This is a genomic window from Congregibacter variabilis, from assembly GCF_045689235.1.
GTDB classification, from domain to species: Bacteria; Pseudomonadota; Gammaproteobacteria; order Pseudomonadales; family Halieaceae; genus Congregibacter; species Congregibacter variabilis.
Genome location: NZ_CP136864.1, coordinates 990,243 through 1,008,732, shown reverse-complemented (window position 1 = coordinate 1,008,732; position 18,490 = coordinate 990,243). Strand labels below are relative to the sequence as shown.

The window sequence follows — 18,490 nt, the reverse complement described above, 5'->3', positions numbered from 1 at the left end:
CATGAAAAAAACAGCTGTTTTTGAAAAGAATCTGATCCGCTGTTATCTGTTGCTTGGCAGCGCAAGCCTGTCTGCTATCGCGGTGGCCGATGAGTCTTGGGAACTACGCGCAAGCGCTCAGACAGTGTATGCAGCTTACAGCGGCGCGCAACTGCGCGACGATCTGTTCGGAGCCGGGGTTTATATTGGCGGAGATTATTTGGAAAAAGGTGGGTTTATCCTGGGCTACAGCTATACCGAGGTACAGGGAAAGGGTGCCGGCGTGGGCACCTTTGATAGTTTTGAGGAAAACGCCGCCTATTTAAGTGGCAGACTTCACAGTTACTCGGACAGTCTTGCGGGCAAAATAAGCTGGCGTCTGGACGGCTATCTGATCAGCAATGATGCCAGCGAAGCTATCAGTGAGATTCAGGGGGGCGCGGCTGATAGTGGCGCAGGTCCCTATGTGGTTGGTGAAGCCGACATCGGTGTTGTTAATCCGATTGTCAGCTACATGAATCATGACAAGGACCTGTCAGTTGAGCTGGGTTATTCTCATTCGAACTACGACTATGACGGACGGGATGAGTACCAGGTGCATCAACTAACGCCTGCGCTCGGATTTTCTGTCGCTGGTCCCAACAACTGGGTGCAGCTGCGCGGTTATTTTATTCATATTAGTGATGACGAGGTTAACGACGGCAAGAACGATACAAGCGCAGTAGAAGCCAAGCTGACGCATTGGTTTGGTCCCTCGGGGCCTTTGGGATTGGATAGTCTGGGATTTGCCGGGATGTTGGGCGAACGCTTTTTAGCCGTAGATTCCGATGCAGCAGTGGTTTATACCTTGGCTGATGAGCAGCAGGGCGTGGTGAGTGTGAATGGTCGCTGGAAGTTGGACGAGCAGACCAGCATCATGCTCCAGGCTGGCTATGAGCAGTTCGAAAATCGCGCGATAAATGATGAATATGACAGTACTTACATTTATTTAAATCTGTCGCACAAATGGTGAGGGCAGAGCGATGAAGTATTACCGGGCTTTTCTCACAACACTGTTACTGGTTACAAGCGTTTCCGGTCGGGCTGACGTCTGGTCCGAGAGCTACAGACTTGAGTCTATGTCGCAGTATGACTCGGCAGCTTCATTGTTTGATTCCATGCTCAAGCAGGAGCCGGCAAACGAGTTCGCAAGATTGCGACGCGCATGGTTGCGATACCTTGCAGGTAACTACAACGATTCCCAGTCTGACTACAAGGCTGCCCTGGAGGCTAACCCAAAGTCGCTGGACGCACAGATAGGATTGACGCTGCCCTTATTGGCTCAGCAGCGGTGGAGAGAGGCTGCGGTGGTCGCACAATCAGCGCTCGAGATAGCGCCGTGGAACTATTATGCGCACATGCGGTTGATGGTTGCCCAGGAAGGCCTAAAGCAGTGGCAGTTGCTGCTAAGGCATACGGAGGATTTACACGAGCGCTATCCCAGTGATGCGACGGTGCTGGTTTACCGAGCGCGGGCACAGTACTGGCTCGGCAACAAAAAATCAGCTCTGGAAAGTTACAGGCAGGTGCTGCAGCGAATACCCGGGCATATCGAGGCAACGCACTTTCTGGCTACGGGCTGACACAGGATCCGACTATGGTTGAGATTGTCATGCATAGACACACCTATCGATTAAATCGAAAATTATAACGAATAAAATGCGATTTTAATCCGACAAAATCGAACTTAATCTGGGCTCACTTTCAACGACAAGCAATAAGGAGTTTGTCATGAGCACAGCAACATCAACGTCCAGTAATCTTACCGCCTCAGTGCCTGCGAGCAATCATTTGGCCAGCGCTGCTGAGCTTGCAGGTCGCATCGGCCTGTCTGCGATTTTTCTTTTTGCCGGACTCGGTAAAATTCAAAACTACGAAGGCACCCAGGGCTATATGGCGTCTGTCGGTGTTCCCCAGGAGCTGCTGCCCCTGGTGATCCTCCTAGAAGTATTGGGGGCTTTGTTAATGATTTCGGGCTTATACACCCGTGTAACAGCAGTTGCTCTAGCGGGTTTTAGCGTCGTGAGCGCTTTGGCTTTTCACGCAGACTTGGGTGATCAGATGCAGTTCATCCTGTTTTTCAAAAACATCGCTATGGCAGGCGGGTTTCTGGTGGTCGCAGCTCACGGGGCAGGACGCTGGAGTGTTGATGCGCGGCGAAAGTCCGGGCAGCAGTAAACCAACGTTTCAAAGCGATTGATCCGCTGTGCTTACGTTTTGCTCCGTAGGATTTCGGTTACATAGCCGGCCGCTGGGACCCACAGCGCGTTATCATAGCCGTCACGCGGAATCTTCCAGCGTGACTTTTGAATGCGCAATCGATCTTCGTCTCGGCGGACTGTGACTCTCGGGCTCACAGCAACCCAGGCAAGGTTTGCCTTCGGGCGTTAATGGAGTGCTATGAATACTGAGGTAATGACTAAGCCTGACCTTGCCCGTGAGCTACCTCCCGATGCGACGGATGTTCCCGACTGGTTGCACAAGTCTCTCCGGGTCCCCCGGGAGGAGGGCTGGGTAGAGTCCGGAGGCTGCGATATTCACTATTTTCGCTGGGGCAATCCCGCTAACCCCGGTTTACTGCTACTTCACGGGTTTTTAGCTCACGCACGATGCTTTGGTTTTATTGCCCCGTTTTTGGCGCAGCACTACCACGTGGTGGCGTTTGATCTGTCAGGCATGGGTGATTCCGGTGTTCGTGAACAGTATTCCGAATCCGTTCGTGCATCAGAAGTTGAGGATGTTGCGCGTGCTACCGGGCTGTTTGATCACGCGGTTAAGCCTGTTGTTATAGCTCACTCCTATGGTGGGCATGTGGCACTCACCGCGATGCAAGATAGTCATGCATTATTTGGGGGTCTGATAATCTGCGACTTGATGGTACTTCGGCCGGAGCGCCTGAAGGCGTACTTTAGTTCAGAGAAGCCGCTGCGTTCGGACCCAAGTCGTCCCAACCGAGTGTATCCCGACTACGAAGCCGCCAAGGCACGCTTTGTGCTGTCGCCACCCCAGCCCGTGAATGTCCCCAGTCTTTTTGACTACATGGCATACCATTCCTTGAAAAAAGTGGAGGGCGGCTGGACATGGAAATTTGATACCAGCGTTTTTCAAAGCGATTTTGGCCGCCAGGAACGTATGTTGCGTCAGGGCGAAATCATTGCCGAAACGCCCGGACGAAAGGCCATTGTCTACGGGCAGGATAGCCTTCTCTTTGATGATGACTCCGCAGCATATATTCATGAGTGCGGTGCGACGGACATTCCTGTCATCGGAATTCCCGGTGCCCGTCATCACCTCATGTTGGACGAGCCCATAGCATTTGTGAGTGTGCTGCGCACGATTTTGGCCCAATGGGAGGCGCAGTCAGCCTAATTATGTTCCTGATGGCCCTGAGACTGAATCGACTTTGTCTTCCTGTATTTTTGGGGCTGCTTGCAGTTACGGTGCGCGCGGACGTGAGCCTCAGTGAGCAGTTAACAAGTGCCGTGAGCGATAGCTCCATTGCTCTGGATCTGCGTTACCGCTACGAGATGGTGGATGAAGACGGTTTTGATGATCCTGCCAAAGCTTCATTGCTTCGCAGCAGGGTGACCTTTGAGTCTGGCAAAGTAGGGCGTCTATCGGCTTTGTTGCAGATCGATGATGTTAGAAGTCTGGGTAGCGAAGACTATAACTCTACGGAAAACGGCAAGGTCCAATACCCGACCATCGCTGACCCTGAAGGTACGGAATTTAATCAGGCCTGGTTGCGCTACTCCGCCGATGATCTAAAGGCCACATTGGGGCGGCAACGTATCTTGCTGGATCGAGGGCGATTCATTGGCGCGAAGCCCTGGCGGCAAAATGCGCAGACTTACGACGCTCTAAGGCTGCAGTGGGACGCGAGTGCTGATTTTTCCATTGATGCCAGCTACGTTACCCAAGTGAGTCGAGTGTTTGGTCCTGCTGATGGAAGCAATCCAGCGGACTGGCACGGCGATAGCACCTTTGTGCGCATGAGCTATGATTTTGCGGACGGTCACGAGCTGGTGGGCTTTGCGTATTTACTGGATGTTGCTGCGCAGAGTGACTTCAGTGCAGCGAAGACGGTGAACAACTCCAGTAATACCTTCGGTGTGGCTTACAGCGGCGTGTTTTCCGGACTCAATATTCTCGCGCGATTGGCGACTCAGGAGGACTCGGGTGCCAGTGAGTTGGACTATCGGGCACCGTATTACATCATTGAGATGGCAGCCCCGCTGGGGGATATGGCACTCAAGGCCGCCTACGAAGTGCTGGGCGCTGATAATGGCGTGGGGTTTGGAACGCGGTTGGCAAACGGTCATGGCCATCAGGGTTGGGCGGATAAGTTTCTCGCGACCCCGGGTGACGGCATTAAGGATGCCTGGGTATCACTTGCGGGAAATTTGGGCCCATTGGCACTCACTGCTCGCTATCATGACTTTAGAGCCGAGTCCTCCAGTGTGAATTTCGGCTCTGAGATCGACCTGCAGGCGCAGTGGCAGATAAACGCATGGCTCACAGCGACGGCCAAAGCAGCCGTGTTCGAGACGGAGGCGCCAGATCGATATCCGGACACCAAAAAGGCCTGGCTGGCCTTACAGATCAGGCTCTAGGTTCCATGGTGTTAGGATTTACTGCGAGCCTCCGGGTATCGATGACAGAAGGCGTTACAGACAGAGCAGTGGACACATGAACGACAGTCTCAACATCGCAATCGCGCAGATCGCGCCAGTTTGGCTAAATAAGCTGGCGACCATTCAAAAAATTGAGGCGGCTATAGAGGAGGCAGCCACGCAGGGCGCTGACCTTGTGTGCTTTGGTGAAACCTTGCTGCCCGGATACCCATTTTGGCTGGAATCTACCGGCGGCGCTCGATTTAATGATCCCGAACAAAAGCAGATCTTTGCGCACTACTTACGTGAGGCGGTGAGCATCGAGAACGGGGATTTAGGGAGCATCTGCCAACTGGCGAAGGGGCATCGCATAGCTGTATACCTTGGATGCGCAGAGCGCGCGGGGGATCGAGGCGGGCACACGATTTATTGTAGTTTGCTGTACATCGATAAAGAAGGCGTTATCCAATCTGTACATCGCAAGCTAATGCCAACCTACGAAGAGCGCTTGGTTTGGGGCTCCGGTGATGGTCACGGACTGCAGGTGCACTCGCTCAATAATTTTGTTGTCGGTGGGCTTAACTGTTGGGAGAACTGGATGCCTCTCGCGCGCTCAGCACTGTACGCGCAAGGGGAGAACCTGCACGTAGCGGTATGGCCCGGCAACGCTAATAACACTATCGACTTAACGCGGCACATTGCCCTTGAGAACCGCATGTATGTATTGTCGGTATCGGGTTTAATGCGCAAAGATGATGTGGATGCAGACATGCCTCAGTACAGCCTGATTATGCAAAATGCATCTGAACTAATGGGCGATGGTGGATCGTGTATCGCGGCGCCCGACGGTAGCTGGATTGTTGAGCCCATTGTAGGACGCGAGGCTGTGGTGACTGCAGCAATCGATATGGACGAGGTAAGACGAGAGCGACAGAACTTTGATCCCTCGGGTCACTACTGTCGGCCCGATGTGTTTGAACTAACGGTTAATCGCCAGCGACAGACGGTTGTAAAATTGAAGGACTGATGCACATCAGTGATGATTTGAAGTGCCCGCGTGCTATGCGTTTACTCGTGCAGCAACTGCAGGCTATTTGCTGTGCTTGGTGGGTTTTTCCAGTTCATAAAGCGCATCAGACAACTCATCCGTGCGCTTGCTGATGACCGCTTGAGCGTCGTAGATTCCTCTGTTGTAGAAATACGCACCGACTTCTTCTGCAAAAAAATCGATGAGAAACTCAGCGTCGAAACGCCCTATGTCCTGCTCCAGCTCTTCGCGGAAATAGAGCTGAACTTTACGCGCGATCTCGCTTTTTTCTTCTGCAGAGAATTCGATGTTGTCCATAGTCGATTAGGGCAGCCCGGTAAGCTTTTGTACGATCCAATCTGAGACACGCGTTGGCAGTAACGCCTTGATGGCAATGAATGCGCTGCCGGGGAAGAACGGCACAACCCGTCGCGGCGTCGGATTGGGGCTTTCACAGGCGTCGACAATGCTCCCCGCCACGGTGATCGGGTCCGCGCCCTTGCTGTGCAAATCATGATGAAAAGACTGGAGTGTACGAAGCTGTTCAGCGTAGGCAGGCGCGCTCTCTATCCAATGTTCTATCTGTTGCTGTTCCAGTGACCCGAAGCGCGTTTTCACCGCGCCGGGTTCAATCACCACGACCTCAACACCATGCGGTCTGAGTTCATGCCTGAGCGAATCAGAAATGGACTCAACGGCATGCTTGGTTGAATTGTAGGGTCCAAAAAATGGCAGTGTCACTTTACCGGCAACCGAAGACACGTTGATGATTCGCCCGCGGCGACGTTCTCGCATGCTTGGCAAGAAAGCTTTTGTGACACGTACCAGGCCGAGTACGTTAGTACGAAACTGCTGCTCCCAGTCATCATCAGAGAGCGCTTCCAGTGGTCCCACTACCGCGTAGCCAGCATTGTTTACGAGTACGTCCGGCGCCTGGCCGTCGAGAGCCTCAAATACTTTGGCTGCGGCCTGACTCACTGATTCACTGTCAGTCACATCCATTTGTAATGCGGTAATGTTTTCATAGCCCGCATCGAGTTCTGCCAATGCGGTCTGATTGCGGCCGGCGGCAAAGACTCGGTGCTTCTTACTTGCCAGCAGTATCGCCGCAGCGCGGCCAATGCCTGCGGTTGCACCCGTAATGACAATACTCGACATGAAAATTCTCTCTCTTTTTGTGGCGTTGGTTTTACAGAATAGCCTCGATGAGACAGGGCCCAGGCGTCTTCATTGCCTCGGCAAACTGCGTTTGAAACTCACTGCTGGTGCGCGCTTGCGTGGCGCGGATGCCAAGGCCGGTTGCGATACTGGAAAAGTCCATATCTGGGTTGGATAGATCAAGCATAGATAATGTCTTGGCGTTGGGCTCTCCGGCACCGACTCGCGCCAGTTCAATATTCAAAATGGCATAGCTCTTGTTATTCAATAGGATCACGGTCACGTCAGTGTTTTCTCTGGCCATGCTCCACAGTGACTGAATGGTGTACATGGCTGAGCCATCGGCTTGCAGGGCGATTACTTTGCGATCGGGGCAGGCTAGTGCGGCGCCCAAAGCGACGGGCAAGCCCTGACCGATAGCTCCACCAGTGAGTGTCAGCCAATCGTGGGCAGGGGCCTGCTCGGTGCTTAGAAACATCGCAAGTCCGCAGGTGGCCCCCTCGTCTGAAACAATGGCATTGTCGGGCATTTCATTGCTCATGATCTGACCAATGGTTAGCGGGTTGAGGCTGTCGTCGCTCACCTCATGAATCTGTCGTTGGTGGACAGTCCCGGCGTCATTACTAATACCCAGAGCCTGTGTCAGTCCGGCAACGGTACTGTCTGCGTCTTCGCCGGCTTCGGCGAGGGTGAGCAGTTCGCAATGTTCGGGCGTTAACCAGCTTTCTTTCTCCGGGTAGGCAAAAAAGCTAACCGGTGCTGCTACCCCTAACAGAATGAGTTGCTCAAAGGGTTCCAGTGCCTCTGCGGCCTGCTCGGCAAAGTAGGGTAATCGCTGCACCGGCGCGCGCCCGGCACCGCGCTGCAGGCGGGTCGGAAATGTCGCACACATGAGGGTGACATTATGGACTTCGGCGATCGCACCAAGCTTTGCGAGGTTTTCTTCGCGAAGCGCTTTGCCACCCAACATCAGACAGGTTTTTTTCTCGCTACGGATGGCTTCGGCGATGCGTTCAATGCGATCGCTCCGCACGTGCAGCGGCTCGGGCTTTGGCAGTGCCGCGGCGGTCTCGCTTGCTGCATCCCAGGCGTGATTGGCTGGCGCGATGAGCGTGGCGATCTGGCCGTTTCCGCGCAGGGACGCCTGTACTGCTCGCGCACCACCGGCAGACAGCTCGTCGGGCGAGTTTGCGACCTCGGTCCAGTGCGAGCCCCAGCGAACAATGCCCGGCAGGTCGGATGTAAGCGGTGCGTCGAACTGCAAATGATAACTTGCATGGTCTCCAACGATGTTTACCACCGGAGAGCCAGCTCTTCGGGCGTTGTGCATGTTGGCCAGGCTGTTTGAGAATCCCGATCCCAAGTGCAGAAGAGTCGCAGCAGGTTTGTCCGCCATGCGCGCGTAGCCATCGGCAGCTCCGGACACGACACCTTCAAACAAACAAAGCACCGGACGCATTTCATCGGTTTGGCCGATAGCCGATACCAGCTGCATCTCCGAAGTTCCGGGGTTGGCAAAACAGATATCTACGCCACTGGCAACGAGAGTTTGGAGTAAAGCTTCGGCACCATTCACAATGATTCCTCCTGAATATGTCAGTGTGCATGATAGGCGATAACAGCCCTTAAATGTTTGTCCTGACGGTTGTAGTCACCTAAAATCGCAGCCCCCGGTTCCCCAATATCAGAGATTGTATTTATGGCGCTTAATCGTCGCTCAAAGAACATCACCGAGGGCGTGCAGCGTGCGCCTAACCGCTCTATGTACTACGGCATGGGGTATGAAGCGTCGGACTTTAATAAGCCCATGGTTGGAATTGCCAATTCACATTCCACGATCACACCTTGTAACGCCGGTCTACAGCCCTTGGCGGACGCGGCCCAGGAGGGGCTTCGGGAGGCTGGCGCCAATCCACAGATTTTTGGTACACCGACGATTTCGGACGGGATGTCCATGGGCACCGAAGGTATGAAGTACTCGCTGGTGTCTCGCGAAGTCATTGCGGACTGCATTGAGACCTGTGTGGGCGGTCAGTGGATGGATGGTGTGCTGGTGATCGGAGGTTGTGACAAGAATATGCCCGGGGGCATGATGGGTATGCTCCGGGCTAACGTCCCGTCTATTTTTGTCTACGGAGGCACGATTCTTCCAGGGCGTTATAACGGTCAGGATCTAAATATTGTGAGCGTTTTTGAGGCGGTAGGCGAGCATGCAGCTGGTCGTATCAAGGACGAAGACCTACTGGCTATTGAGCGCAATGCAATACCCGGCACCGGGTCCTGCGGTGGTATGTATACCGCCAACACCATGAGTTCTGCCTTCGAGGCGTTGGGCATGAGCCTGCCTTACTCCTCGACCATGGCCAATGTAGAGTCCGAGATTAAAGACTCCGCCAAACAAAGTGCATTGACCTTGGTAGAGGCGATTCGTCAGGACATTAAACCTCGAGATATTGTTACCCGGGAGTCTCTGGAAAATGCAGTTTCGGTGATTATGGCTACCGGTGGTTCCACCAATGCCGTACTGCACTTCTTGGCTATAGCGCACGCTGCACAGATTGACTGGAGCATCGATGACTTTGAACGTATTCGTCAAAGAGTGCCGGTGATTTGCGATCTAAAGCCCAGTGGTCAATACCTGGCGATCGACCTACATCGCGCAGGGGGCATTCCGCAGGTCATGAAAATTCTGCTCGATGGGGGCTTGCTCCACGGCGACTGCATGACGGTCACTGGTAAAACCATCGCCGAGTTGCTGGTCGACGTACCTTCGACGCCGTCGGCTGATCAGTCGGTTATTCGAACTTTGGATAATCCTATGTATGCCAAAGGGCACTTGGCAATTCTTCGGGGTAACCTCGCAGAGGAAGGTGCTGTGGCTAAGATCACCGGCCTCAAGAACCCGGTTATCACTGGGCCAGCGAAAGTATTTGAGGATGAGCAGTCAGCGCTGGACGCTATTTTGGCGAATAAAGTTGTGGCCGGTGATGTGGTCGTTTTGCGCTACCTGGGCCCCAAAGGCGGCCCGGGCATGCCAGAGATGCTGGCGCCCACGGGTGCCTTGGTTGGACAGGGCCTTGGAGAGTCCGTGGGACTTATCACCGACGGCCGATTCTCTGGTGGCACCTGGGGCATGGTTGTGGGACACGTCGCTCCAGAAGCCTATGCCGGCGGTTTGATTGCACTGGTAGAGGAGGGGGACTCTATTACTATTGATGCGCATACGCTGACTCTCCAGCTCAACGTTGATGATGCAGAGATCGCACGACGTCGTAAGCTGTGGACAAAGCCAGAGCCGCGCTACACGCGGGGTGTGCTGGCAAAGTTTGCAAATAACGCGGCGAGTGCGAGTCACGGTGCAGTGCTGGATCTTTATGAGGGCTAATGCAGTTGTGCTGGTGTCAGCGCTTGCTGTGATTCTGGGTCAGTGAACCTTGCAAGCATCATTGCCTACTGCGATCTGCTGGCGGTGGGCGTGTTTGCCGCGTCCGGAGCGTTGGCGGCCGCCGAGAAACGCCTCGATATTCTAGGCTTCGTATTGTTTGGAACGATCACCGGTGTTGGCGGTGGGACACTGAGAGATTTATTACTGCAATTACCGGTCTTTTGGATCAGCGATGTGCGTTACCTGTGGGTGTGCATCACGATTTCGGCCCTGACGTGGTATATCGCGCCTATGCTTTCTGCAAGGCGTAAGTTGTTGCTCTGGGCGGATGCCATGGGCCTCGCCTTGTTCTCGGTGCTCGGCTGCGCAAAAGCGATGCAATACGATGCCCCCTGGATTGTTGCCATTGTTATGGGTGTCATGTCTGCCAGTTTCGGAGGACTGATTCGCGATACGCTGCTTGGCAGGGAGTCGGTGTTACTCGGTGTGGAGATTTATGTCACCGCTGCACTGGTGGGGGCTGGAGCCTATGTTGCACTGGTGTCCAGCGCATTGCTGTCACCCAGCAACGCGCTTTTGATTGCCATGGTGCCGGCCTTCGTGTTGCGCGCCGGCGCAATCCAGGCTGGATGGCGTTTACGCAGTTATCGCCGCCTGGGTAATTGACCCTCCGATACCTTAAATGCGCTTGGCCAATACCTTATCTCGTAACCCGTCTTTGTAGCTGCGAATGCGCTCGCGAAGGGCGTCATCTGAGGTAGCGAGCATTTGTGCCGCGAGAATGCCGGCATTGGTCGCATTGTCGATGGCGACTGCGGCCACGGGTACCCCGGCGGGCATTTGCACGATAGATAGCAGACTGTCCTCGCCCGCCAATTTGGTGGCAGCGACAGGTACACCAATTACCGGAAGTACCGAAAGCGAGGCGACCATTCCCGGAAGATGCGCAGCACCGCCCGCGCCGGCGATAATAACGCGCAGGCCTCGGCCTTCGGCTTCTCGAGAGTAGCTGTAGAGTTTGTCCGGCGTTCGATGCGCCGAGACAATCTCCATTTCGCTCTCCACCTGAAGTTCATCCAGAATATCTTTTGCGGCACGCATGACCGGAAGATCCGAGTCGCTGCCCATGATGATGCCAACGCGTACGCTCATGGCTTAAGAGCCTCCTCTTGAATCCTTTCCCAGTTTTGGTGGACGACGGATAGTGCAGCCGCCGTCGAGTTTGCTACCGCGGTGATGTGGCCTAGTTTACGCATAAGACGCGCAGGACTCTTGCCATACCAGTGAATCGTGGCCGCATCGTTGCCGCATTCGGTGCCGGCCTCTCTGTGAACGTTTTCGCGCTTGAGTGCGGGGGTGCACAAAATGTTGCGCATAGCGGCGGGTTGCCGCAGCGAGCTGTCACCCAGTTCCAGGCCTGCTACGGCACGCAGATGCTGCTCGAATTGAGAACATTTACAGGCCTCAATTGTGTAGTGTCCGGAGTTATGCACGCGGGGAGCTATTTCGTTGATGAATACTTTGTTGCCAGCTAAAAGAAACATTTCCACGCCAAATACACCGACGCCGTCGAGGGCTTCTACCGCCCGATAGGCGAGCTCTACAGCTGCAGTTTCTACCTCTTCTGACACCTTTGCGGGGGCGCTAACCGTGTCGAGTACCGAATAGTCTGTTTCAAAGGTCATATCGACGGGGCCAAAGTGCGTTGTCTGGCCGTCCCGGCCCCGAACCACCAGTACGGCAATCTCCCGAAAATCCCCGGCGAACTGCTCAAGCATTGTTGTACCCGGCCAGGACTCTTGGAGACTTGCCTCATCGCGAAGAAGTTGCACTCCGCGACCGTCAAAGCCGCCCCGGAGCGCTTTTTGCACTAGGGGAAAACCCAGTGTTTTGCCCGCTTGTTCCAGTTGTGCCGGCTCGCCGTCACATATCACAAAGGGTAGGGTGGCAAGATCATTCTCTGCCAGCCAGCGTTTCTGTTTGGCTTTGTCCTGGAGGATTTCTATTGCACTCAAGGGCGGGAAGCAGCTTACAAGCCCAGCGGCTTCTGCGGCCCTGAGCTGCGCGATGGTGGCTACGGGAACATCTTCACGTTCGTAGGTGATTACATCGCAGCGGCTGATCAGCGAGGCGACGGCGTCCGCATCATCCATAGCGCCTTCAATGGCCGAGGACGCCGCCATCGCAGCTGCGCAGTGGCGATCATTAGTGAGTATCACGGTATCAAGATGGAGTGCTGGTGCTGCCAGGCAAAGCAGCATGCCCAGCTGACCGTCGCCAATAATACCTACGGTGTTTTTGTCCGGATCTTTGAGGTCTGATGTCTTATCTGTCATTGCCCTACGCTGCCGATAGATTTCACGTGCTGCCATTTACTGTGGCGACCACGTTGCGAAAAGCCGCGCATTTTACTGTGTTTGTGGCCTGCTGTGGGATATGTCGACCGCTGGCGTTGAATTGTTCAAATCGCTATCCTCGCCCACCCCACAGCTTTGGTAGATACCATGACCACCGAAACCCTGCGCCCGCTTAGCGAGATTCTTGAGAGCCGTCGTTCCTGCCGTGCATTTTTGCCTGAGTCGCTATCGGACCAAGAACTTCAAGACCTCCTGGCGCCCAGTCTGCGAGCGCCGAGTAACTGCAATACACAACCCTGGTATCTACATGTAGCGTCTGGTGATGCTCTGGAGCGCTTGCGCAGGCGCTTGCCCGATGACTTTGCCAACGGACGTATGACGCTCGACTTTCCCTATGACGGAAAGTACAGCGATGTTTTTAAGGAGCGGCAGTACGCCTCTGCGCAGGCGCTTTACGGCGCTATGGGCATAGAGCGCGAAGACAAGGAAGCTCGGCAGGCGGCGTTCATGCGCAACTTCACATTCTTTGACGCGCCCCATGTGGGTTTCTTTTTTCTTCCCGAGGGCTTTTCGGAGCGCGAGGCCTGTGATCTGGGCATGTTTGCGCAATCGGTCATGTTGCTTTTGGAGGCCGCGGGTCTGGCCAGCTGCCCCCAGACAGCATTGGCGTTTTTGTCGGATTCGGTGCGCGAAGAGTTGGCTATACCGAGTGATCAGCGCTTAATGTTTGGCCTGTCATTTGGCTACGCTGATCCCGACGCTCCCGCGAACCGCTGTGTCACTGACAGAGCCGATGCGAGCCAGCTCATTTCGCTACATCGGTAAAAGCAGGGGACTTGAGCGTGGATGATTCGCAGGCCCAGTACTTTGCCATGAACCGCGTCGGCTGGGATCGTCGGGCAAAGGTGCATTTTGATTCGAGCTTTTATGATCTTGAGGGTTTTCTGGCGGGAGCCACTTCTCTTCGGGAGATTGAGCTTTCGGAGTTAGGGGAAGTGTCGGGCAGGCGGCTATTGCACCTGCAGTGCCATTTTGGCTTGGATACCTTGTCCTGGGCTCGCAGGGGAGCCTTGTGCACCGGCGTAGATATCTCACCCGTGGCGATTGCGAAAGCCCGGGAGCTCGCAGAAAAGACGCAGCTCGATACGCAGTTTGTGTGTTCAGATGTTTATGGTTTTCAGGCGAACAGTCCCGAGGCCTTCGATATCGTCTTTACTTCCTACGGCGCCATTTGCTGGCTGCCCGATTTACGTCGCTGGGCCGAGCTTGTGGCAGCTAATTTGGCGGTGGGTGGCAGGTTCTATATTGTTGATTTCCATCCGATCTACGACTTGCTGGCCGGTTACTCGTATTTCACGCGACAGGATCCAGATATCGAGGAGGAGGGCACGTACACAGAGAACGGAGCAGATGCCCTTGCGACGTTGGCGACCTGGGCCTATCCACTGTCAAGCGTCATCAATGCATTGATTGCCGTGGGCCTTCAAATCGAGCATTTGCGCGAGTTTCCCTACAGCCCCTACGATTGCTTTGAGGGCTTGCAGGAGCGAGAACCGGGTAGGTTCTATCTGGAGCATAAGGGGAATGATGTTCCCCTGGTCTTTAGTATTTCTGCGCGCAGGACCGACTAAGTCGGGTGGCCCCGATTTCCCGGGGCTCGGCGCTTTACTGTCTCGGAACCAATTTTTCGGCTTTGTTAATCCGCCGCGAGAGGCCAAACATAGGCCTCGATAGCATCAAGCATGGCGGGCCTGACGTCATCGGGTATGTTGTGCGCCATACCGGGGAAGGACACAAACTCCGCAGTGGGAATGACCTCTGCCGTATGTTGCCCATGGGGCAATGGCAGCAATGGGTCGTCCTCACCATGAATGACCAACGTCGGTACCTGCAATGTATTTAGAGCCGCGCTTCGATCCCCGGAATACATGATTGCCATAAGCTGTCGGGGTATCGCTGCGGGATAAAAACCCTTTGCCTGTATCTCAGCTAAATCGTCTTCAGACGTTTCGGCGACATTGCGAATAGCGGCGATGGACTCTTTGCTCGCCTGAGGCAGGTGTGGCGCGCCAGTACTGGACATGATGGAGATTAGGCTGATCACGCGCTCGGGGTGCTCAATCGCAATGGTTTGCGCAATCATGCCACCCATGGATGCTCCCATGACGTGGGCGCGTTCTATCTGCAGTAGATCAAGCAGCGCCACGGCATCGTTGCCCATATCCGAGAGTGTGTAGGCGTGGGAGACTTCAAAGCCCAACTTTGCTTTGAGCATATTCCACCACAGTACCGGCTCGCCCCAGTCATCGTACTTTTGGGAGCCTCCCACATCCCGGTTGTCTAACAAAACAAGCCTGAACCCTTTTGCGACCAGTCCATTGGAGAATTCTTCGCCCCATACTTTGTGAGATGCTCCCAGCCCCATAATCATCAGCATAGGGGTTCCCTCAGGATCGCCCATCTGTGTCCAGGCAATTTGTGTTCCGTTCACCGTGGAGGTCTTGACCGGCGGAAAGGCGCTGTCCCTGGCGATACTGGCCGTGCTGACTAGCAGCAGCGTAAGAGAAAAAAGCAGGGCTAAAAACGAAGGTGATCTGGCTTTCATTGGAAGTGGGGACCTATGTACTTTAATAGTTGAATCAGCCCTCAAGGGCTCGGGCCTGAGTGAATGTCGTATTCACTGCGCGCGAACGTATCGTATGATGCCTGTCAGCTGCAAGAGAAACGCCTGTTTGGCGTCCATATTGTGCGGTCACTCAGACTTGATGAGTGTTATTAATTAAAGGAGCTTCAACGTATGCGTTTTTGCCGGTTTGTTTTCCTTAGTGTTATCACGTCTTTCCTCGCCGCTGGAAGCTGGGCGCAGCAGGACATTGTTGCCATCGACAGCGCGGTCGACACTCAATTTTCCTTATTGCGCAAAGATGTCAAGGTGCAGAAGGCACTCGCGCAGATCGAAGCGCAGGAGTCGGCTTATCTTGAGGAGCTTATTCGTCTGACGGAGATACCCGCACCACCTTTTAAGGAAGAACGTCGTGCTGCCTATTTTCTGGAGCAGATGAAAAGCCGCGGTCTCAGTGATGCCTACATTGATGAAACTGGTAACGCCATAGCGATTCGAAAGGGCACGGGCGATGGCCCCACATTCCTGATTGCGGCGCACCTTGATACGGTTTTTCCAGAAGATATCGACACAACGGTCACTTTGCGTGACGGACGCTACTACGCGCCGGGAATTGGGGATGACACCCGGGGCCTGGCGGCACTGCTATCAGTTATCGATGCTCTTGAAACCAGCGGTATTGAAACCGTGGGTGACATAATTTTTGCGGGTAACGTCGGTGAAGAAGGCCGTGGGGATTTGCGCGGCATCAAGGGTATCTTTCGAGATCATCCCGGGATCGACGGTTTTGTATCCATCGACGGCGTAAAAATGCGCCGCATTACTAACGGTGGCACGGGTAGTCGTCGCTTTGAATTTCACTTTATTGGTCCCGGGGGCCATTCTTTTGGCGCCTTTGGGCTGGCAAGTGCCACCCACGCCATGGGCAGAGCTATTGCAAAAATTGGCGATATCGAAACGCCTGCAGCGCCTAAAACCACCTTCACCGTAGGCACAGTGATGGGGGGTACTTCCGTCAATTCGATAGCTGCACATGCCGTTCTGGCTTTGGATATGCGCTCTAACGATAAAGATGAATTGGCGAAGCTTGAGGAAAAAACCAAAGCTGCTGCCGAGGCAGGAGTTGCCGAGGAGAATGCCCGTTGGAACAACGGAGAAATTCGGGTGGAGTTCAAGTTGATTGGTGATCGCCCGGTTGGCAGTACTCCCCCAAGTAGTCCTTTGGTGCAAGCTGCGGCGCTGGCCTACGACACGGTAGGGGCAAAGCTGGAAGGTCTGGGTATATCCAGTACTGACTCCAATGTGCCTATGTCTCTTGGGATTCCTGCGGTGACCTTGTCAGCCGGTGGTGATGCGGGCGGAGCGCATTCGCCCGATGAGTGGTATGCGCCTATGGATTCCTACAAAGGCCCCCAATCCGCGTTACTGGTTATGCTTGCGATGACGGGTGTATCGGGTGTCTCTGAGCCGTTATTGAAGCCACTCTAGCAATCGGTGGGAGCGGTTTCGGCCCGATCGTGACTTTCAGCCCGTAAAGAGACTGGCGCCTCAGATCCTCGCGCCAGCTTCTTCAATTGCTTGTTCAACTTGGTGATCGATATATAGGAAAAAACCCTAAAGCAAGCTGCATCTTCCTTTAGTTAGAATGCGCAGACTTACTATGCAGGTTCGAAATTAAAGCTATTGAGAACCCAAGATGAGTCGCGTCCAGCCTCAGGCTGTTCCGCGCGCGGGGTGTAGTGACTATATGCTCGACTACATACAGAAGCGAGATGCGTTAAATCGCAGTGCCTCTACAGACCGTCGCGGTAGCGAACGTCGAGGTGCTGAACGCAGGGGCGACGATCGTCGCCAGGCTTCGCGTCGGAGCATGTCAAATCAAGCTCGGGGCGTTGATGGAGTGACTGTCAAGCATGAGCGTCGCAAGGAAGACCAACGTCAGGCTCCCCGACGTACTGGCGATCGCCGCAATGCGGAGCGAAGAGCATGCGAGCGTCGCCTGGATCCTTCGCGAATGCGCCGCTTTCCGCTACCCGACGGAGGCTTTTTAACGCCGGAAGAACGCGATTTTCTCATGTCCCTTAAGGACGACGCGTAAGCCCGCATTGCCAGGCGCTGTATCTGCCTTGGCGTTCGGTTTCAGGGGCTTGTTGTAAAAGCTCCGGTTTAGGGCGCGACAAAGTCCACCACTTCCAGATTAAAACCGGACAGCGCGTTGAATCGCATGGGTGCTGACATCAAGCGCATCCGGCCCACGTTTAGACGCTGCAGTATCTGAGCGCCAGTGCCAATGATGCGGTAGTTTTGCAGGCCCACTGAGCCGTCTCCCGGATTATTGATTGCAGTACCGGGGAAAGCCTCGATATCCGCGATCTGACTCTCCATGGAGCGGTGCTGGCCGATAAGGATAAGTGCTCCCAGGCCTTCATTCTCGATACGCGACATGGCTCTGCTTAATGACCAGCCCTCGCGGTCGGGTATTTGTGTGTTGAAAACATCCCGGAGCATATCCAGAGGTTGCACTCGAACGAGCGTGTCCTGATCCGGGGCCAGCTCACCTTTTGTCAGGGCATAGTGGAGTGTGTCGTCCACCAGGTCTTTGAACGTGTGCAGATCAAAGGCACCGTGTTCTGTCTGTACCGGTTTCTGTGCCACAAGTTCGACGGACTGTTCATGTAAGGCCCGGTAGGCAATGAGGTCGGCGATGGTACCCATGGGTAGCTGATGCTTTTGAGCAAAGACCTCGAGCTCCGGCCTGCGCGCCATTGTTCCGTCTTCGTTCATGATCTCGACGATTAGCGCGGCCGGTTCGAATCCAGCCATTCGCGCCAGATCAACGCCGGCCTCGGTATGACCAGCGCGGCGAAGCACGCCACCTTCTTTGGCCACCAGAGGAAAGATGTGCCCCGGTTGGCAAATGTCCGTAGGGCTGGCGTTTGCGCCAGCGGCAACGCGGACGGTGTGGGCACGTTGAATAGCACTGATGCCGGGGCCACGACTCTCTGCTGCATCAATAGATACGGTGAAGTTCGTTTCATGCTGGGAGCGGTTGTCACGCACCATAAGCGGAAGCTGTAACTGCCGCGCGCGCTTCTCCGTGAGCGGCATGCAAATCAGACCGCAGGCCTGGGTTGCAAAAAAGTTGATGATTTCTGGTGTGACCGCCTCGGCCGCAATAATGAGATCACCTTCATTCTCGCGATCTTCATCATCCATGAGAATAACCATCCCCCCTTGGCGGATGGCTTCGATGAGATCGGGAACGCTGCTAAGAGCCATAACTGTCTGTCCTGCTTATGGTGTGACGGT

At 54.7% G+C, this 18,490-nt stretch carries 19 protein-coding genes; 12 read left to right on the top strand and 7 right to left on the bottom strand.

Annotated elements, in window-relative coordinates; all coding sequences use genetic code 11:
* The first annotated feature begins 1 nt into the window (after position 1).
* The 6 genes from R0135_RS04555 (at position 2) to R0135_RS04530 (ending at position 5,658) form a co-directional block, all read left to right on the top strand.
* Positions 2–991 carry a hypothetical protein gene (locus tag R0135_RS04555; protein ID WP_407349068.1) on the top strand — a complete coding sequence of 330 codons (990 nt, stop codon included), beginning with the start codon at positions 2–4 and terminating at the stop codon, positions 989–991.
* Between the two features lie 10 nt (positions 992–1,001).
* A complete protein-coding gene (locus R0135_RS04550) occupies positions 1,002–1,601 on the top strand; it encodes a tetratricopeptide repeat protein (protein ID WP_407349067.1) in 600 nt (199 codons plus the stop codon).
* A 148-nt stretch (positions 1,602–1,749) separates the two neighbouring features.
* A complete protein-coding gene (locus R0135_RS04545) occupies positions 1,750–2,196 on the top strand; it encodes a DoxX family protein (protein WP_407349066.1) in 447 nt (148 codons plus the stop codon).
* A 222-nt stretch (positions 2,197–2,418) separates the two neighbouring features.
* The gene (locus R0135_RS04540) at positions 2,419–3,387 is read left to right on the top strand and encodes an alpha/beta fold hydrolase (RefSeq protein ID WP_407349065.1); all 969 of its coding nucleotides are present in this window, start codon (positions 2,419–2,421) and stop codon (positions 3,385–3,387) included.
* 2 nt (positions 3,388–3,389) lie between these two features.
* Complete coding sequence (locus R0135_RS04535; protein WP_407349064.1) at positions 3,390–4,631, top strand: alginate export family protein; 1,242 nt, start codon at positions 3,390–3,392, stop codon at positions 4,629–4,631.
* Positions 4,632–4,707: 76 nt separating this feature from the next.
* A complete protein-coding gene (locus tag R0135_RS04530) occupies positions 4,708–5,658 on the top strand; it encodes a carbon-nitrogen hydrolase family protein (RefSeq protein ID WP_407349063.1) in 951 nt (316 codons plus the stop codon).
* A gap of 63 nt (positions 5,659–5,721) precedes the next feature.
* Here the strand turns inward: R0135_RS04530 and R0135_RS04525 are convergent, their stop codons facing one another.
* From R0135_RS04525 to R0135_RS04515, 3 genes are read right to left on the bottom strand one after another with little or no spacing between them, the layout of a single operon-like run.
* Positions 5,722–5,976, bottom strand: coding sequence for a DUF2164 domain-containing protein (locus tag R0135_RS04525; protein WP_407349062.1), 255 nt, complete (start codon positions 5,974–5,976; stop codon positions 5,722–5,724).
* A 6-nt stretch (positions 5,977–5,982) separates the two neighbouring features.
* Complete coding sequence (locus tag R0135_RS04520) at positions 5,983–6,816, bottom strand: SDR family oxidoreductase (protein WP_407349061.1); 834 nt, start codon at positions 6,814–6,816, stop codon at positions 5,983–5,985.
* A 31-nt stretch (positions 6,817–6,847) separates the two neighbouring features.
* On the bottom strand, positions 6,848–8,392 hold the full coding sequence (locus R0135_RS04515) for an acetolactate synthase large subunit (RefSeq protein WP_407349060.1): 1,545 nt from the start codon (positions 8,390–8,392) through the stop codon (positions 6,848–6,850).
* A gap of 123 nt (positions 8,393–8,515) precedes the next feature.
* On the opposite strand from R0135_RS04515, the gene ilvD reads away from it, so the two are divergent.
* Together ilvD and R0135_RS04505 are read left to right on the top strand one after the other, a co-directional pair.
* A complete protein-coding gene (gene ilvD, locus R0135_RS04510; protein ID WP_407349059.1) occupies positions 8,516–10,201 on the top strand; it encodes a dihydroxy-acid dehydratase in 1,686 nt (561 codons plus the stop codon).
* 42 nt (positions 10,202–10,243) lie between these two features.
* Positions 10,244–10,867, top strand: a complete 624-nt coding sequence (locus R0135_RS04505) for a trimeric intracellular cation channel family protein (protein WP_407349058.1) — start codon at positions 10,244–10,246, stop codon at positions 10,865–10,867.
* A 12-nt stretch (positions 10,868–10,879) separates the two neighbouring features.
* Here R0135_RS04505 and purE read toward each other — a convergent pair whose 3' ends face one another.
* Both purE and R0135_RS04495 read right to left on the bottom strand, forming a co-directional pair.
* Positions 10,880–11,353: a 5-(carboxyamino)imidazole ribonucleotide mutase gene (purE, locus tag R0135_RS04500; protein WP_407349057.1), complete on the bottom strand. Its 474-nt coding sequence runs from the start codon at positions 11,351–11,353 to the stop codon at positions 10,880–10,882.
* Positions 11,350–12,537, bottom strand: a complete 1,188-nt coding sequence (locus R0135_RS04495; protein WP_407349056.1) for a 5-(carboxyamino)imidazole ribonucleotide synthase — start codon at positions 12,535–12,537, stop codon at positions 11,350–11,352. The genes purE and R0135_RS04495 overlap by 4 nt, the downstream gene beginning before the upstream one ends.
* Before the next feature lie 168 nt (positions 12,538–12,705).
* Here R0135_RS04495 and R0135_RS04490 point away from each other — a divergent pair, with 168 nt between their 5' ends.
* Positions 12,706–13,383 (top strand): nitroreductase, encoded by a 678-nt coding sequence (locus R0135_RS04490; RefSeq protein ID WP_407349055.1) that lies wholly within the window; start codon positions 12,706–12,708, stop codon positions 13,381–13,383.
* Positions 13,384–13,400: 17 nt separating this feature from the next.
* Complete coding sequence (locus R0135_RS04485) at positions 13,401–14,189, top strand: class I SAM-dependent methyltransferase (RefSeq protein ID WP_407349054.1); 789 nt, start codon at positions 13,401–13,403, stop codon at positions 14,187–14,189.
* Between the two features lie 65 nt (positions 14,190–14,254).
* On the opposite strand, the gene R0135_RS04480 is transcribed toward R0135_RS04485, so the two are convergent.
* Positions 14,255–15,163, bottom strand: a complete 909-nt coding sequence (locus tag R0135_RS04480; RefSeq protein WP_407349053.1) for an alpha/beta fold hydrolase — start codon at positions 15,161–15,163, stop codon at positions 14,255–14,257.
* 192 nt (positions 15,164–15,355) lie between these two features.
* Here R0135_RS04480 and R0135_RS04475 point away from each other — a divergent pair, with 192 nt between their 5' ends.
* On the top strand, positions 15,356–16,669 hold the full coding sequence (locus tag R0135_RS04475) for a M20/M25/M40 family metallo-hydrolase (RefSeq protein WP_407349052.1): 1,314 nt from the start codon (positions 15,356–15,358) through the stop codon (positions 16,667–16,669).
* A gap of 208 nt (positions 16,670–16,877) precedes the next feature.
* A complete protein-coding gene (locus tag R0135_RS04470; protein WP_407349051.1) occupies positions 16,878–17,279 on the top strand; it encodes a hypothetical protein in 402 nt (133 codons plus the stop codon).
* Between the two features lie 68 nt (positions 17,280–17,347).
* Here R0135_RS04470 and ribB read toward each other — a convergent pair whose 3' ends face one another.
* Entirely contained in the window at positions 17,348–18,460 is a 1,113-nt protein-coding gene (gene ribB, locus R0135_RS04465) for a 3,4-dihydroxy-2-butanone-4-phosphate synthase (RefSeq protein ID WP_407349050.1), read from the bottom strand.
* Between the last annotated feature and the right edge of the window lie 30 nt (positions 18,461–18,490).

What these genes read in the sequence shown, in the direction of transcription:
- R0135_RS04555 (WP_407349068.1), top strand. Translation starts at nt 2, where the DNA reads ATGAAAAAAACAGCTGTTTTTGAAAAGAATCTGATCCGCTGTTATCTG.
- R0135_RS04550 (WP_407349067.1), top strand. Translation starts at nt 1,002, where the DNA reads ATGAAGTATTACCGGGCTTTTCTCACAACACTGTTACTGGTTACAAGC.
- R0135_RS04545 (WP_407349066.1), top strand. Translation starts at nt 1,750, where the DNA reads ATGAGCACAGCAACATCAACGTCCAGTAATCTTACCGCCTCAGTGCCT.
- R0135_RS04540 (WP_407349065.1), top strand. Translation starts at nt 2,419, where the DNA reads ATGAATACTGAGGTAATGACTAAGCCTGACCTTGCCCGTGAGCTACCT.
- R0135_RS04535 (WP_407349064.1), top strand. Translation starts at nt 3,390, where the DNA reads ATGTTCCTGATGGCCCTGAGACTGAATCGACTTTGTCTTCCTGTATTT.
- R0135_RS04530 (WP_407349063.1), top strand. Translation starts at nt 4,708, where the DNA reads ATGAACGACAGTCTCAACATCGCAATCGCGCAGATCGCGCCAGTTTGG.
- R0135_RS04525 (WP_407349062.1), bottom strand. Translation starts at nt 5,976, where the DNA reads ATGGACAACATCGAATTCTCTGCAGAAGAAAAAAGCGAGATCGCGCGT.
- R0135_RS04520 (WP_407349061.1), bottom strand. Translation starts at nt 6,816, where the DNA reads ATGTCGAGTATTGTCATTACGGGTGCAACCGCAGGCATTGGCCGCGCT.
- ilvD (WP_407349059.1), top strand. Translation starts at nt 8,516, where the DNA reads ATGGCGCTTAATCGTCGCTCAAAGAACATCACCGAGGGCGTGCAGCGT.
- purE (WP_407349057.1), bottom strand. Translation starts at nt 11,353, where the DNA reads ATGAGCGTACGCGTTGGCATCATCATGGGCAGCGACTCGGATCTTCCG.
- R0135_RS04495 (WP_407349056.1), bottom strand. Translation starts at nt 12,537, where the DNA reads ATGACAGATAAGACATCAGACCTCAAAGATCCGGACAAAAACACCGTA.
- R0135_RS04490 (WP_407349055.1), top strand. Translation starts at nt 12,706, where the DNA reads ATGACCACCGAAACCCTGCGCCCGCTTAGCGAGATTCTTGAGAGCCGT.
- R0135_RS04480 (WP_407349053.1), bottom strand. Translation starts at nt 15,163, where the DNA reads ATGAAAGCCAGATCACCTTCGTTTTTAGCCCTGCTTTTTTCTCTTACG.
- R0135_RS04475 (WP_407349052.1), top strand. Translation starts at nt 15,356, where the DNA reads ATGCGTTTTTGCCGGTTTGTTTTCCTTAGTGTTATCACGTCTTTCCTC.
- R0135_RS04470 (WP_407349051.1), top strand. Translation starts at nt 16,878, where the DNA reads ATGAGTCGCGTCCAGCCTCAGGCTGTTCCGCGCGCGGGGTGTAGTGAC.
- ribB (WP_407349050.1), bottom strand. Translation starts at nt 18,460, where the DNA reads ATGGCTCTTAGCAGCGTTCCCGATCTCATCGAAGCCATCCGCCAAGGG.